The 14,374-nt window shown below is 62.4% G+C and carries 17 protein-coding genes; 12 read left to right on the top strand and 5 right to left on the bottom strand.

Annotated elements, in window-relative coordinates:
- The first annotated feature begins 28 nt into the window (after nucleotides 1–28).
- Nucleotides 29–964, top strand: coding sequence for a 5'-nucleotidase (locus tag AB0269_RS10940; protein WP_366211217.1), 936 nt, complete (start codon nucleotides 29–31; stop codon nucleotides 962–964).
- A 5-nt stretch (nucleotides 965–969) separates the two neighbouring features.
- On the opposite strand, the gene AB0269_RS10935 is transcribed toward AB0269_RS10940, so the two are convergent.
- The gene (locus AB0269_RS10935; RefSeq protein ID WP_366211216.1) at nucleotides 970–3,951 is read right to left on the bottom strand and encodes an ATP-dependent DNA helicase; all 2,982 of its coding nucleotides are present in this window, start codon (nucleotides 3,949–3,951) and stop codon (nucleotides 970–972) included.
- Nucleotides 3,952–3,966: 15 nt separating this feature from the next.
- On the opposite strand from AB0269_RS10935, the gene AB0269_RS10930 reads away from it, so the two are divergent.
- The 3 genes from AB0269_RS10930 (at nucleotide 3,967) to AB0269_RS10920 (ending at nucleotide 5,609) form a co-directional block, all read left to right on the top strand.
- Entirely contained in the window at nucleotides 3,967–4,281 is a 315-nt protein-coding gene (locus AB0269_RS10930) for a hypothetical protein (protein ID WP_366211215.1), read from the top strand.
- 144 nt (nucleotides 4,282–4,425) lie between these two features.
- Nucleotides 4,426–4,686 carry an NUDIX domain-containing protein gene (locus AB0269_RS10925; protein WP_366211214.1) on the top strand — a complete coding sequence of 87 codons (261 nt, stop codon included), beginning with the start codon at nucleotides 4,426–4,428 and terminating at the stop codon, nucleotides 4,684–4,686.
- A gap of 32 nt (nucleotides 4,687–4,718) precedes the next feature.
- The gene (locus AB0269_RS10920; RefSeq protein WP_366211213.1) at nucleotides 4,719–5,609 is read left to right on the top strand and encodes an HNH endonuclease; all 891 of its coding nucleotides are present in this window, start codon (nucleotides 4,719–4,721) and stop codon (nucleotides 5,607–5,609) included.
- 7 nt (nucleotides 5,610–5,616) lie between these two features.
- Here AB0269_RS10920 and AB0269_RS10915 read toward each other — a convergent pair whose 3' ends face one another.
- Nucleotides 5,617–6,390, bottom strand: a complete 774-nt coding sequence (locus AB0269_RS10915) for a CBS domain-containing protein (protein ID WP_366211212.1) — start codon at nucleotides 6,388–6,390, stop codon at nucleotides 5,617–5,619.
- 241 nt (nucleotides 6,391–6,631) lie between these two features.
- On the opposite strand from AB0269_RS10915, the gene AB0269_RS10910 reads away from it, so the two are divergent.
- From AB0269_RS10910 to AB0269_RS10895, 4 genes are read left to right on the top strand one after another with little or no spacing between them, the layout of a single operon-like run.
- On the top strand, nucleotides 6,632–7,126 hold the full coding sequence (locus AB0269_RS10910) for a hypothetical protein (RefSeq protein ID WP_366211211.1): 495 nt from the start codon (nucleotides 6,632–6,634) through the stop codon (nucleotides 7,124–7,126).
- Between the two features lie 31 nt (nucleotides 7,127–7,157).
- Nucleotides 7,158–7,502 (top strand): nucleotide pyrophosphohydrolase, encoded by a 345-nt coding sequence (locus AB0269_RS10905; RefSeq protein ID WP_366211210.1) that lies wholly within the window; start codon nucleotides 7,158–7,160, stop codon nucleotides 7,500–7,502.
- Between the two features lie 45 nt (nucleotides 7,503–7,547).
- A complete protein-coding gene (locus AB0269_RS10900) occupies nucleotides 7,548–8,174 on the top strand; it encodes a hypothetical protein (RefSeq protein WP_366211209.1) in 627 nt (208 codons plus the stop codon).
- Complete coding sequence (locus tag AB0269_RS10895) at nucleotides 8,171–9,910, top strand: DNA/RNA helicase domain-containing protein (RefSeq protein ID WP_366211208.1); 1,740 nt, start codon at nucleotides 8,171–8,173, stop codon at nucleotides 9,908–9,910. The genes AB0269_RS10900 and AB0269_RS10895 overlap by 4 nt, the downstream gene beginning before the upstream one ends.
- Here the strand turns inward: AB0269_RS10895 and AB0269_RS10890 are convergent.
- The 3 genes from AB0269_RS10890 to AB0269_RS10880 all read right to left on the bottom strand — a co-directional run bounded on the left by AB0269_RS10890 (nucleotide 9,900) and on the right by AB0269_RS10880 (nucleotide 12,031).
- A complete protein-coding gene (locus AB0269_RS10890; protein WP_366211207.1) occupies nucleotides 9,900–10,985 on the bottom strand; it encodes an HNH endonuclease in 1,086 nt (361 codons plus the stop codon). The two genes, AB0269_RS10895 and AB0269_RS10890, sit on opposite strands and share 11 nt — an antisense overlap.
- A 91-nt stretch (nucleotides 10,986–11,076) precedes the next feature.
- A complete protein-coding gene (locus tag AB0269_RS10885) occupies nucleotides 11,077–11,652 on the bottom strand; it encodes a TetR/AcrR family transcriptional regulator C-terminal ligand-binding domain-containing protein (protein WP_366211206.1) in 576 nt (191 codons plus the stop codon).
- Nucleotides 11,653–11,671: 19 nt separating this feature from the next.
- On the bottom strand, nucleotides 11,672–12,031 hold the full coding sequence (locus AB0269_RS10880) for a hypothetical protein (protein WP_366211205.1): 360 nt from the start codon (nucleotides 12,029–12,031) through the stop codon (nucleotides 11,672–11,674).
- 152 nt (nucleotides 12,032–12,183) lie between these two features.
- Between AB0269_RS10880 and AB0269_RS10875 the strand changes: the two genes are divergently transcribed.
- From AB0269_RS10875 to AB0269_RS10860, 4 genes are all read left to right on the top strand, one after another.
- On the top strand, nucleotides 12,184–13,179 hold the full coding sequence (locus AB0269_RS10875; RefSeq protein ID WP_366211204.1) for an SDR family NAD(P)-dependent oxidoreductase: 996 nt from the start codon (nucleotides 12,184–12,186) through the stop codon (nucleotides 13,177–13,179).
- Between the two features lie 28 nt (nucleotides 13,180–13,207).
- Nucleotides 13,208–13,477, top strand: a complete 270-nt coding sequence (locus AB0269_RS10870; protein WP_366211203.1) for a hypothetical protein — start codon at nucleotides 13,208–13,210, stop codon at nucleotides 13,475–13,477.
- 213 nt (nucleotides 13,478–13,690) lie between these two features.
- A complete protein-coding gene (locus tag AB0269_RS10865; protein WP_227529814.1) occupies nucleotides 13,691–13,927 on the top strand; it encodes a toxin-antitoxin system in 237 nt (78 codons plus the stop codon).
- Entirely contained in the window at nucleotides 13,924–14,355 is a 432-nt protein-coding gene (locus AB0269_RS10860) for a type II toxin-antitoxin system VapC family toxin (RefSeq protein ID WP_366211202.1), read from the top strand. Before AB0269_RS10865 ends, AB0269_RS10860 begins: the two co-directional genes overlap by 4 nt.
- Nucleotides 14,356–14,374: the final 19 nt, after the last annotated feature.

Below are 14,374 nucleotides of genomic sequence, written 5' to 3'. Positions count from 1 at the left end.
GGATGGTTAGAGGCAAATGGCATACGAGTTGGACGACAAGCTGGTCATCGGCATCGCTTCGAGCGCCCTCTTTGATCTCGCGGAATCCGATGCTGTCTTCAGGGAGCAGGGTGAAGCAAAGTACCGTCAGTATCAAGAGGAGAACATAGCCGAGGTCCTCTCGCCGGGAACAGCCTTCCCGTTCATTCGGCGACTGTTGTCATTGAATGCACTCTCCCCGAAAGACAAGCCGCTCGTCGAAGTCATCGTGTTGTCTCGCAACGATCCCGAGACAGGCCTTCGCGTCATGCGTTCAATCCGCTCGCATGATCTCCCTATTACCCGAGCAATCTTCATGCAGGGCAAGTCGCCCTACAAATTCATGGAAGCGCTAAATATGTCGCTCTTCCTCTCCGCAAATGCTGACGACGTCCGAACGGCGATCGATACTGGATTCGCAGCGGGCCAAGTGCTTGGCTCGCCCGCGGCCGACTTGGAGGGTTCAGACCTGCGTATCGCGTTCGACTTCGATGGGGTGCTGGCAGATGATTCTTCCGAGCGCGTAATGCAATCGGAGGGTTTGGAAGCATTCCACGCGCACGAATCAGCTCGCGTGACCCAGGCATTGGAGGAAGGTCGGCTTGCCGATTTCCTCCGAGGAATCAATCGCATCCAAGACCTCGAAGAGAATATGGTGCATTCGGACCCGAACTACAACCGCCGCGTCCACGTTGCGATCGTAACTGCGCGCAATGCTCCCTCTCACGAGCGCGTCGTGCGCACGCTCCAGTCATGGGGCCTGCGCGTGAACGACGCTTTCTTCCTCGGTGGTGTAGAGAAGGCTCGTGTGCTTCGAGTACTTAAACCGCACATCTTCTTTGACGATCAACGCGGCCATCTCACCAGTGCGGCCGACGACGTGCCGAGTGTTCATGTGCCGTTCGGTATCGTCAACCACGACAGTGTCGAGTCGCCTCCTGACTAGGCGAGTTATCGCCGCGGCGCAGCAGAACAGATATCTCGTACGTCGCACACCCGGCACTTGGTGCGTGCGGGACGGGGCTCGAACTCGCGTCGACGAAGACTGTCAATCGTTGCGATGATCTGAGTCTCGGCGTGGATGATCGCTTCTTGGGCGACGTCCACGTCGTGGCTGTGTTCGGCGCCGAGATCGTGGATGAACGCTGCGCCGACATCTAGACCTTCTCGACGGCCGGCTTCCGTGTAGATCTGAAGTTGCAACGGATCGATGCCGCCGTGTGTGGACGTCTTGTAGTCGACGATCGCAAGCCGCCCGACCTGTCCGTCCTGGTTGTCGTAGATCACGTCTGCACGCCCAGAGATCACGGCACCATCGAGGTACAGCTCAAATGGGCGCTCCGTCGCCCAGGTCCGCAGGAGGTCAGCAGAATGCTCCGAGACGTATCGCATCACAAGATTGCGTGCCTTTTCACGCATCTCCTTATGTCCCGCCTTGTTCGCGTATGGCAGGAAGAACTCGGAGTTGAGAAGCTGGTCTACCTGCGCTGCGGTCGGCGCAATTCCTGTCGCCTGTGTGCGCTCCGCAAGTACCCGCATCGTGTGATGGACGGCGTTTCCGTAGCCAAGTTCGGGCTGGATCGTCGGCATGAATCCCAGCTCGTTCCGCAACAGGTAACTACGGGGACAGGACTCATAGGCAGCGAGCTCACTGTACGTGATCGTGAGATCAGCATCCGTGGTTGCAACTTTGCTCGACGCCGATGTGGGCATGCCTGCCTTCGAGAAGGCCGCATCCAACTCCGCGTAGTACGGTGACGCCGCACGATTCTTGTTACCGCTGGTCTTCGAGAAGCTCGAGATGAGCACGGCGTCCCGCGCGCGAGTGATCGCTACGTAGAACAGGCGACGCTCGTCGGCATCCGTTCCCTCATAGCGATCTCGATCGAAATGGCCGATCAGATCCGCCGGGAAAACCTGCGCGCGCCCATTCATGCTCGAAGGGAATCGGGTCTTCACCAGCGAAGGGATGAAGACTACTGGCCATTCGAGGCCTTTGGATCCGTGCACAGTTCCCAGTGCCACGCCCTCATCCAGGTGCGTCTCTTCCCCCGCAAAGTCGTCATAGTTGCCGATCGCGTAGTTGGTGAGCAAGATGGCCAGGTTCTTATAGAACCAGACGCCTCCGCTCTGGCCACCTACCTGCTCGCCGGGCTGCTTACTGTCACGGCGCGAACGCCAACTCACGCTCTCGTAGTCAGCAAGCACCGCCGTGAAACGAGCGATCGTCCCCAGGCGATTTCGAACCAGGTCACTACCTAGATCCCAGTCCTTCACCCCGAGCACCTCCATGAGCAGGTAAAAGTCGCGGACGAGGCTCTCGTTGAACGTGCTTGCGAGTGCAGCCGCCTTCCACTGTTCGAGATGCCCAGAAAGCGCGGACACGCGGTCGTTGCCCAGGTCGAAAGTAGAGCGGTACCGGTCTAGGAGGTCGGGCAACGTCACGGCTCGGCGCGATTCGTACTGTTGCGCAGCCCAATCAACGCCGCTGATCCAGGCATAGGTCGCCCCGAACAATTGCGGTTCTGCCTGCGAGAACAACCCAGATCGCCCACCCGCCTGCACAGGTATCCCCTCGCGATCGAGCGCGGCCATGATCGCGGGATATGCCGAACGACCTCGTACGAGAATCGCGATGTCCCGATAGGCGAGGCCCATGTCCCGGAACCGTCGGATTTCGCGGACAATCCCATCGGCTTCGTCGTGTTCAGTCCCTGAGTCACGAGACAAGGCAACGCTTGGCCCATCCGCAACCCGGAACGGATCCATCTGCTTCGGAATGCGGCCGGGAATCGTCTGAGCAAACAGGTTCGCAACCGCCACGATGTCAGGCCCAGAACGTCGATTCGTGAGGAGCTTAAACGAAGCCACGTTCGGGTACCGCTGTGCGAAGCTCACGATGTTCTGCACCGACGAGCCCCGCCACTGATAGATCGCTTGATCGTCGTCTCCCACTACCACCACGTCCGCAGCGCCGTGCGGTTTCGCGAGCAGCTCGACGAGCTTCTCCTGCGCCGGGTTCACGTCTTGGTATTCGTCGACGATGAGGTGCTTGATCGGTCCTGTCACGGCGGCATGAACCGAGGGCTCCATCAGCGCTTCCACGGCCCTGACGATCTGCGTACCGAAAGACATGAACTGATAACGGTCCAAGGCTGCGTAATAAGCCAGCACCGCCTTCTTAAAATCTCCAGCTGGCAGGGTTTCGATGTCGATCAGTTCGTTCTCTAGGACATCAATGCCTCGCTGAAACATGGCAATGCGCTTGAACGTACCGTCGGCTGGAGACAGTTCCTTGAGCCCAATGAACGCGCTCTGCTGGTACAGAAAGTTCGTGAGTTGATTGCTATCCAGCGGAGTATAGGTCTCGTACTTCGGCACGTATGTCTGCAGCATCCGGAAGCAATAGGCGTGAATCGTACCCACGAATAGCCGGCCGAGTTGGTCAGTAGCTTCCGCGCCCATGCGTGCCGTGACGCGTTCGCGGATACGCTCTTTCAACTCGGACGCAGCCTTCTCCGTGAATGTGAAGGCGACGATCGATTCGGGCTGTTCACCATCAGCCAAGAGCGAAGCAACGCGCTGTGCGACGACCTCAGTCTTGCCAGATCCCGCAGCAGCGATGATCTGGATGTGGCTTCCACGATGTGCGACGGCGGCGGCCGCGTCGCCCTCAAGCTCGGGGATCTCTGCCGATGTTGCGGTGGACGCGTGAGTGACCGCGGGCACCCGAGGCCCGTGGGCGGTCGACTGCTGATGCGGAGGCGCAAGCGGCCGCGGTGTGTGAACAGCGCGCACCGCTTGAATCTTCGGCGGTTCCGCGACAGCGCTGAACGCCTTCGGTACGCTCGTCTGCTTCGTTGCCGGCGATACCCATTTGAACTTCACTGCAGCCCCCGCTGGTCGAGTTTCGGCCAGCTTATCGACGGACACGTACGCTTGTGATCGATGGATGACCCACTCGATCTCTTTGCCGCCGCATCTCCCGAGCCGGAACCGGAGCGGCCCGCCTCGATGACTGACGCGCAGCGCGGCGAGATACGCGGCCTGTTCGCCAAACTCGGCAAGACGACTGCGCACGAGCAATTCGCACTCGTCGATGAGCTAATTGGCGTTCGTCTCCAACGCGTAACCGACCTCACTTCCTCCAACGCAAGCCTCCTCGTTCATCGGCTGCGCCAGCGAGTCGACTCGCAGACTCGCATCTCAACGGGAAATGCCTGGACAGATCGGGAAGAGGACACGTGGATTGACCGGCTATGACTCATGACCGGCACATCCGCGTTGTTGGCGCCGTGATCGTTCGCGATCGCTGCGTCCTAGCCGCGCAACGGGGTCCGTCGATGTCGTTGCCGGGCTTGTGGGAGTTCCCAGGGGGCCAAGGTCGAAGCAGGCGAGTCGCCACAGGTGGCGCTCCAGCGCGAGGTGCGCGAAGAGCTTGGCGTCGACATCCGGGTGGGCGACTCAGTCGCGACAACAAGCCACACGTACGAGTTCGCCGTCGTTGAGCTGTCCACTTATTACTCCGAGGTCATAGGTGGCAAGCCGATTGCATCCGAGCACTCCGAGTTGCGCTGGTGCAATGCCAACGAGCTGAAGGCACTTGCATGGGCCCCCGCGGACGTGCCGGCTGTTCACCGCGTCGTCGCTGATCTGGCGTCACTCTGACTAGGCGCCTGACCGACGGGCATAATCTCAGTATGCGCACGCGTGAGGAAGAGCTCGCTATTCGATCCGACGTGTTCCGCTGGCTGGACGAGCAGTTCATCGGTGGCGGTGGTTACGAGATCCATCACACCGCGCTGAAGACGTACGAGTTCAACGGAGAGCGCATACCGCTGCTCGACACTGGTAAGGGCATCCGGAATCCAGCAACGTTCTCATCGACCTTATCGATCATGTCCGGGTGGAAAGCCAATCAGTACAACGACCAGCACAATGACACCGGCTGGGTCACTTACTCGTACCGCGCTGGCGATGGCGGCGACAACATCAAGCTTGTTCGTGCGTACGAGAATCAGGATCCGATCGTCTATTTTCGGGCGGTGCGGGAGGGCTACTACTTCCCCTATTACCCAATCCTGATCGCTGAGAATGATCCGATTGGTCGCGTCGTGCGCCTCCCGCTTGAGCAAAGCTTGTCGATCCTCGGGGATCCGATGGATTACACCGAACAGCAGCGGCGCTATGCAGAAAGCATCGTGAAGTCGCGTCTACACCAGCCGCTGTTCCGTGCGAAGGTGCTGCACGCCTACGCGAGCGCGTGCACGATCTGCGACATCCGTCACGCAGAGCTCTTAGACGCCGCCCACATCATCCCGGACGCGACCGATTTCGGAGTCGCGCACGTGAGCAATGGGTTAGCCCTGTGCAAGCTGCACCACGCGGCGTACGACCGCGCGCTGCTTGGGATCACACCGGACTACGAGGTTCGCATCAACTCCCGCCTGTTGGACGAAGTTGACGGTCCTATGCTGCGCCACGGATTGCAAGACATGCATGGGCATACGATCCGCCTGCCTTCCAGCGCCAAGGCACGTCCCTCGCGTGATGGGCTTGCGGTGCGGTTCCAGGAGTTCATGAACTCGTAGGCGATCTCTAGGAGCGCGTCGGAAGTCCGTCGAGGACTGAACGCAGCTCCGCGATGACGAACGGCAGACGGTCCCGGACTGCCTCCGTCTTTGGCGTGTGATCCCGGAAGTGCATAATCTCGTTTCGTAGTTGCGCCGCCAGGTTGAGGTCGGCTCGCAAAGCTGAAGGGTCTGTCCGGAAGCTAGACCCTTTCCATAACGCCTCCATGCTCAAGATGTTGATGAGGTCGCCGAATGGAAGGTCGTCGACGGCGCCAGCGAAGGCTCTTCCTTTCGAAAGAGTTGCCCTGTTGATATCCCCCGCATTGATGATCGAGAGCTCGAGACCGCGCCGAATGAAGTGCCGCATCGCATCCTCGCATTGCGAGACCAGCAAGTACGGACGGGCGATCGCAGCCAACGCGTCCCCGAGATCCGCGCTGGTCACGATGCCTGAGATATCGCCGTTCTCCTTCACAACGAGCACGTAATCGTCCTGATTGATCCGATCGATCGTCTCCAATAGGTCGTCGTCGAGATTGACGATGGCAACAGAGTCATCGATGCAATCCTTGAGTTCTGCTGCAGCGTTCCTGAGCAACTCGCGACCGATTGACCGCCAACTCACGACTCCTTCGGGTCGTTTCCCCTTGCCGCGCATCACCGGCAACTGCGAAAAGTTGTGTAGGCGCATGAGCGTGACTGCACGTTCGAGCGTGTCGCTAGCTCGTACAGTGATCACGGGCTCGATGGTTGCGCTCGGCACGTAGTCCACGCGCAATCGAAGATTCGTCTCGTCCATGCGTTCATCATGGCTGATCCCCGGCCGCTCCTGTCGATGTCGGCGGCCTGCAATAGCATGCTGCCAAACGTCATTCAGTTGAATGGAGCGGATCTTGGTTGCACGAACAGGATTGAACCCTCTGGAGGCCGCCACATGGCGAAACCGTCTCATTCGGCGCGTCGACGCCGTAGGTGGCACACGTTTCGGACGGCGCGAAGCTGCGCAGCGGCTCGAGTCCCGCCTGTCGAGCTGGTACGGCGTGCAACTCGCGACCGAGAGCCTTCGTTTCAAGAACAAGGTCGCGCGTGGAACGGTCGCGGACTGTGTCATGACTGCGGACGAGGCTGAGCAGATCATCGTTCGGGCACTCGCCATCACGAGCGGTGATGCACAGTTCACGATTGTTCCCAACGGCTCGACATTTGCCACGGAGAACAATGGGCAGACTCGGGATAAAGCGCGCGTACACATCTCAGGTCTCTCCCCGTTGGTCGACGACGCGAGCTACATCCTCAACCAGATGCGCAGAGCAACAGGCGGTCGCATGTTCTTTCTGCGAAACGGACAGTTCATCAATGCCAAGGACCGACGACCATTTCTGACCGTACTGGCTGGTAGCTCACTGGAAGTGATTTCGATCTCGACATCGCCAACGGCGAGCAGCAGACCCGAAGGCGAAAGCCGCGCCATCCCTACGACATGTCCAAACTGCTTCCAGGTGCTACCGCTGACCGGCGTCTGCGACAGCTGCTGACGAAAGCAATGCCAGCGATAGGCTCACCGTCATGCCCACGCCCGCAACGTTGCAAGCCCTCCGCGCCTTCGTCGAAGCCCGCAACTGGGACCAGTTCCACACTCCTGAGAACCTGGCGAAGAGCATCTCGATCGAGGCCGCGGAACTCCTCGAGCTTTACCAGTGGGGAAGCACGCCTGACCAGGACCGCGTCGAGGAAGAGCTCGCCGACGTCGTCACCTACTGCATCCACCTCGCGAACAAGCTCGGCGTCGATCTCGACGACATCGTCATGCGCAAGCTCGAATCCACGGAGCAGAAGTACCCGGTCGAGCTCGCCAGGGGCCGCATGACGAAGTACACGGAGCTGCAGCAGCACAGCGAGGAAGAAGAGTGACCGTTCGCCGCTTCCGCTTCGTCAGACGCTCCCGGGAGGACCAACATGCAAAACCTGAACTACAGCGATCTTAAGAACGAGCACTTGTCCCGGATCGCCCCGGCTTACTTCTTCATCACGACACGACAACGCAACGCATGGTGGGGCACCAAGAGCCGACAGTATCGCGGCCCAGCAAGTCTGACCTGCTCGCTCAACTCTGCAAAGAAGGTCGCAGAAAGCTGGCGCGCACAAGGTTCGGCGTTCAGCATTCAAAAGGTGCCGGGTCTTCACGTGATGTCTGAATGGACTGACATCGGCATCGTCGAGTTCCACACCGACGACAGCTTCTCGACCTGGGATTCCACGGGGTCCAATCTGATCGCTCCCGGGAGGCCGTTACCGGTCGTTCTTGACGCACTCGGACCACACGGCCCGTGGCGCGGGATCGCGCCCAGCAGTCACTCCTTTGTTTCTGGAGTCCTGGAGCCGAATGAGGTAGCCGAACCCATCGGAAAGCGTGCAAGTTTCAGCGCGTGGAGGTCGTACTCAGAAGGTGGGGGCTACATGCTCGGCTGGATCGAACAACACGGTCGACATAAGGCCGCGGGCGTCCGGCGGATTGCTCGGCTTGCGACTCGGGCACCACTGGTCGACCGCTCGAGCGGATTCGACAGCGAGGAAGAAGAGTGACCGGCTTCAGCATTCAGCACGTCACCTTCGACAAGAACGCGGTCGACACCTGGGCGGCCGAGCACCCGCGCCACACGAATTGGCCCGTCGTCTATGTGATCGACCGCGCGGGCAACAGGCGCAAGCTGTATGTCGGCGAGACCACGAGCACGCAGAAGCGCATGCGTCAGCACCTCGCCGGCTCCAAGAAGAACGAGGGTCTCGACTCGATCCGCGTGGTGATCGACGAGCGCTTCAACAAGTCGGTGTGCCTCGACCTCGAGTCGCACCTCATCCGTTGGTTCCACGGCGACGGGCAGTACGAGCTCCTCAACGGCAACGACGGGCTCACCGACGCCCAGTACTACGACCGCGATCTGTACCGCGAGTCGTTCCGCGACGTGTTCGAGGCGCTGCGCGCCGAGGGACTGTTCTCGCGCAGCATCCCGCAGATCGAGAACTCCGACCTGTTCAAGCTGTCGCCGTTCAAGGCGCTCAACGACGACCAGGCCATCGCGATCTCCGACATCGTCGAGGGACTTCTCGAGGATGTGCAGCATCCCGACGCCCGCTCGACCCTCGTCGTGCAGGGCGAGCCGGGCACTGGCAAGACGATCATCGCGATCTTCCTCATGAAGCTGCTCGCTGACATCCGCGACTTCCAGGATCACGACGATGCGCAGCCCGACTCGATGTTCGCGGAGTTCTTCGTCCCCGAGAACCGTGAACTCCTCGCCGACCTGCGCATGGCTCTGGTGATCCCGCAGCAGTCGCTCCGGGAGTCGGTCAAGAAGGTATTCAAGAAGACTCCCCGTCTCGACCCGTCGATGGTGCTGACGCCGTTCCAGGTCGGCGAATCGGATGCTGCGTTCGACCTCATCCTCGTCGACGAGACCCATCGCCTCAGCCAGCGCGCGAACCAGGCGTCGGGCGTGCAGAACAAGAAGTTCCGCGAGATCAACGAGGCGCTGTTCGGCGAGGATGCCGCGCACTACACCCAGCTCGACTGGATCAAGGCACGCAGCAAGCATCAGATGCTGCTCGTCGACGGCGAGCAGAGCGTGCGTCCGCACGACCTGTCACCCGCGGTGCTGTCGCGCGAGGTTCGGGAAGCCCGCGACCTGCACCGCCACTACCGGCTCACGACCCAGATGCGCGTGCAGGCGGGTGCGGACTACGTCGAGTACGTCCGCGCGTTGCTGCGTGATGAGCATCCTGCGTTGCCCTCACTGGGGAGCTACGACTTGCGCTTCTTCGACGACCTCGGCGAGATGCAGGCGGCAATCCGCGAACGGGATGCTTCAGTCGGTCTATCGCGTCTCGTCGCCGGGTACGCGTGGGACTGGAAGTCGCGGCGCGACCCATCGGCGTTCGACATCGAGATCGACGGGGTGCAACTGCGCTGGAACAGCACGGATAAGGACTGGATCAACTCTGCCCGCTCGTTGGACGAAGTCGGATCGATCCACACTGTGCAGGGCTACGACCTCAACTACGCCGGCGTGATCATCGGGCCGGACCTGCGGGTCTCACCCACGACCGGGCGGATCATCGCCGACTGGGACGCGTACCGCGACAAGAAGGGCAAGGAACGGACGGGCCACCTCGCCGAGACGTTCGACGACGAAGACCTGCCCGTCTTCATCCGGAACATCTATGGTGTGCTGCTGACGCGAGGAATGCTCGGTACGTATGTGTATGTGTGCGATCCGGGGTTGCGGGAGCGGCTGCGGAGCCGCCTCAGCACTACTTCCTGAGATTGGCGAAGGGCCGCACGCCGTACCGTGATCGGAAGCTCGCGATCAGCTCGGACTCGACCTCGCTCGGTCGCCCGTCGGGAAGCGGCTTCCAACAGAACACCAGATCCGTTGAATCCGCCAGCTGCCAGATGTATCGGCCGCCCCAGTGACCGATATTCTCTCCGGCGCCGAATCGAAGGTACTGCCGCAAACGCGACCTCAGAGTCGCACTCGATCCCGGATCGCCCGCCTTTCCGATGTAGACAACAACTGCATCCGAGACCCAGTTCGCCTGCAACACGCTCACGTTAGCGTTCGGGTCCTTACCCTTGAAGAATCCGGCGCTGCCGGTGGCGAGGAATCTCGGTTCTTCGGGTGAAGTGCGGAGCACCGCGTACACGCCTCGGACATCCGGGGTCTGAAGCATGTTCTCGCGCAACTCGCCCACCGACTTGAAGCCCGTGAATCCGAACTCCCCGAGGGAGTGCGTGTCGTCCCAATGGACCGATGCATCTGAAGCCGAAACAGGCGTCGTTGCATCCTCTACTGCGGTGACAAGTCCGGTGAAACCGCCGTCGGGTTCGCCCGTCAGTACCGGTTCCACAGCATGCTCGACTCTCGCAGCGATCAGATCGCGGATCTGTTCCACGACTGATTCCGCCTCACGCATCTGCTTCAGAAGCGCGCGGTGGTTCGCCCAGTGCTCCGCCCAGAGTTCTTCACCGACCACCGCGGCGAAGTCGACTCGTGTGGGATGGGTCCATTCCTCATAGCGCTCGATGATGGCTGCCCGCGCGTCGATGTCCGCGACGCCCTTCGTCTTCGGAGACAGAGGCGCATCGCCGAACATCCACTCCTTCCATTGCTTGTTGCCCTTGCTCTGATTGCACTTGCCACACGCGGGAACGAGGTTGTGGATCTCGTGAATGTACCCTGTGGGCCGCTGGTTCTCGACGAGCGGACGCAGGTGATCCCACTCCGTCGCGGTGTCGCCGCAGTACGCGCACACGACGGCATCCATCATCTCGAGGACCGTGAGCGCCTCGTCAATCTCTGCATCCGTCGGCTTGATGATCGGCACGATGCCGTTCACGAACGAATTCGTGATACTCGACGAGCGCCCGGTGATGCGGACGGCCTTGGGCATTGCGAATCGGAAAGAGCTCTGCGTCACGCCCGTGAGCCTACTCGCGGTGTGCGACGCCAATCCCCCGCATCAGCACCCCCACCACAGCATCCACCCGTTCCTCATCCATCTCCCGCCCGAGCAGCGCGGCATACGACGACATGGCGATGAACTGGTCGGCGACGGCCGCGGCATCCACGTCCGCCCGCACCTCGCCGGCCGCCTGCGCCGCCGTCAGCCGCGCGAGGATCTGATCGACGATCGGCCCGGCAAGCCGCGCATTCAGCGCCGCACCGAGCTCGGCATCCGTCGCGGTCACCGCGATCAGCGCCCGCGCGACCTCGACGCTCGTGCCGTGCCCGGTCTGCGACGACATCGCCGAGAACCACGCGCGCAGATCGGCTGCCAGGTCTGAAGTCACCGGAAGCGCAGGTGTGTCCAGCGAGCCCTCGAGCAGTGCCTCGCCGAGGATCGCGGCCTTCGACGGCCACCAGCGGTAGATCGTCTGCTTCGACACCTCGGCCTCGGCGGCGAGGCCCTCGATCGTGACGGCCGCGTACCCGTCCGCGGCGAGCGCGGCACGCATCGCCGCCAGAACCGACTGGCGCGCTTTCTCACTGCGAGGACGAGGCATCCACTGAGCGTATCGAGGGTCAGCGCCCGTACGCGGCCTCGTACTCGGCGAGGTACTCCGCGCCCAGCCTGAGCCGCGCATATCGGTCGGTGGCATCCAGGGCCCCGCGCACCGCGTCGCGGGTGCCGCACAGGGTCAGGCGCTGTCCGAAGACACGGGACACGCTCGCGTCATCGCCCAGCGCGATGCTGAAGCCCCAGCCGCCCCGCCCGTAGTCGTCGTAGGCGCCGCGCACGCTGAACGCGTCGTACATGACGAAGGTGAGCTCACCGTCCGAGACCCTCACCATGTGGCTCGCCGCGGGCCGCCGTTCGCCGACCAGGGCGAGAACGTCGTCCACGGACATCACCTCATGCACGACCGGGGTTTCGTCGGTCATTCTCGCTCCTTCACGTCAGGACAGGTGCGCCCGCATCGTCGCCGGTCCCTGGCGGGCTTTCTCACTGAGACGAGGGGGTCCACCGAGCGTATCGAGGCGTACACTGATCCATAACGAGACGCACCGTCGCGAAACGATCTGCAGGAGGAATCATGGCCCTGACCGCACACTCCACCATCGGCGAATGGCTCGAAGACCCCACGGGCGGCGAGCTCGTCCGCGGACTCCTCGCCCAGTCCGGCGCCGACCCCGAATCCCTCACCCCCGTGCTCGGCCTGCCACTGCAGCAGCTCGTCACCCTCAGCCAGGGCGCCATGCCGCAGTCGGTCGTCGACGACCTCGTCCGCGCCGCGAACGGCGGCGAGATTCCCGAAGACGCTGAGGCGGCCGGCTGGACGGAGCAGATCACCCCCGGACGCTTCGCCGGCAAGACTGTGATCGTCACGGGTGCGGCATCCGGAATCGGCAAGGCGACGGCATCCCGCATCGCTCGCGAAGGCGGACGCGTCATCGCCTCCGACATCGCCGCCGAGAAGCTGGATGCTCTGAATAGCGAGCTTCCCGACATCGTCACCGTCGCCGGCGACCTCACCCGGCAGGACGCGATCGACGCCGTACTCGCCGCAGCCGGCGACCACGTGGATGCTCTCGCCAATGTCGCCGGGATCAACGACGACTTCTCCCCCGCTGGAGAGACGACGGATGCCGTGTGGGACCGCGTCATCGCCATCAACCTCACCGCGCCGTTCAAGCTCATGCGCGCCGTGCTTCCGCTCATGGAGAAGGCCGGCCGCGGGTCAATCCTCAATGTCTCGAGCGAGGCGGGCCTGCGTGGCAACGCGTCCGGCAACGCCTACACGGCGAGCAAGCACGGCATCATCGGCGTCACGAAGTCCGCGGCGTTCATGTACGGGCCGAAGGGCATCCGCGTGAACTCCGTCGCTCCCGGCGGCGTGGCCACCGGCATCCCGATGCCGCCTCAGATGTCCGAGGCGGGGTCTGCGCGGCTGGCACCGTTCCAGCAGGCGATCCCGACCGTCGCGACCGCCGAGCACCTCGCCGCGTCCATCACGTTCCTGTTGAGCGATGACGCCGTGAACATCAACGGCGCGGTGCTCGCCTCGGATGGTGGGTGGTCGGTGCAGTAGGGCGCATCAACCGCGCTACCGTCTTGGTATGCCTCCCGTCCCCGAGTACGAGATCGAGTTCCGCTGGAAGGAGCAGGTCTTCTATTGGGAGGGAGATCGAGGACTGCACCTCGACGGCGGCTGGGGTTTGAAGCCCTACGTGACGTACTTCCCCAGCGTCGAACGATGGCGGGAGGTCGCTCCCGACTGGGCCATGGATAAGCGCGAACTCGTGCTGCAGCGGCTCATCGACCACGGACCCGTGCACCGCGTCGAGGAGACGGAGGTCTACGACTATCCGATCGGTGTCACCCGCTGAGACACCGAGATCGCCTGTTGCTCGGGCACTCGCCCTCCACATCGGGCAAGCCGCCCGCCCTGTCCCCGGTTGATGTGATCACGCACCCTGCCGTGGGTCTCGGTGCCGCATCGTGTTGCCCATGGGATCAGATATTTCGGCATCCACTATCGGATCGGCTGATGGCGGCATACCATGACTTCATTGCCAGCAACGCAGTCAGGAGCCGCCGCCATGTCAACGATCACCGTCCGCGGACTCGATGATGAAGTGATCCGTGCACTCAAGGTTCGAGCGGCGCGTGAAGGACGGTCGATGGAAGCGGAAGTTCGTGGCATCCTCACCGCGGCGGCGAAGACGGCCGACGGTGAACGCGGCTTCGGCACCTTCCTCGCCGAGGCCTTCGGGGGAGCGGGCCTTCCCGAGATCCCGCCGCGGGCCGACTTCCCCGAACCGATCGACCTGCCGTGATCGTTCTCGACACGAACGTCGTCTCGGAGTTCATGCGTCCCAGCCCGGATGCCACCGTTCTTGCCTGGCTCGACGGCATCCCCCGCGGTGAGGTCTGGACGACATCTGTCACCGTCGCCGAGATCGCAGCCGGCATCGCCGGCCTGCCCGAGGGGAAACAGCGCACCCGGCTCCAGTCGGGGTTCATCACGGCACTGCGCGGGTTCGACGATCGCATCCTCGCCTTCACCGCCGTCGCCGCGCTGAAGTACGGCGAGATCATCGGTCACCGCAACCGTCTCGGCCGCCCCATCAGCATCGCCGATGCGCAGATCGCGTCCATCGCCGAGCACGCGCAAGCCACGCTTGCAACGAGGAACACCAGAGACTTCGACGGCATCGACGTCACGGTGATCAACCCCTGGGATGCCGACGCCGCACGCCCGTGAGCGATCACCCACCCGAACG

This window comes from Microbacterium sp. NPDC077644 (assembly GCF_040702785.1).
GTDB lineage: Bacteria > Actinomycetota > Actinomycetes > Actinomycetales > Microbacteriaceae > Microbacterium.
Note: the sequence above shows the minus strand (reverse complement) of the source record. Positions and strands in the feature narration are given on the sequence as shown.